The following is a 254-nucleotide window of genomic DNA, read 5'->3' on the forward strand; positions in this document are numbered from 1 at the left end:
TTCTTGCCCCAGTTCGAGTCCGCGAACGCGTCCAGCTCGCGGCGCGCGGCCTCGGCGTTCGCTGCGGTGTAGACCGGCTTCAGCGCCGCCGCGACGGCCTTGCGGTCGCCGTAGCCCACGAACCGCATCGCGGCGCGGATCAGGTGCACCACGCACGTCTGAACGGTCGCATTGGGCCAGGTCGCCTCGATCGCCTCCGGCAGCCCGGTGAGGCCGTCGCAGCACACGATGAGCACGTCGCGGATGCCGCGGTT

1 protein-coding gene is annotated in these 254 nt (G+C 71.3%); it reads right to left on the minus strand.

Going from position 1 to position 254, the window contains the following annotated elements:
• Positions 1-254: transposase (locus tag QWJ41_RS21360; protein ID WP_302710517.1), on the minus strand; the 254-nt coding region annotated here is incomplete at both ends.

The organism is Nocardioides cremeus (genome assembly GCF_030518195.1).
Lineage (GTDB): Bacteria > Actinomycetota > Actinomycetes > Propionibacteriales > Nocardioidaceae > Nocardioides > Nocardioides cremeus.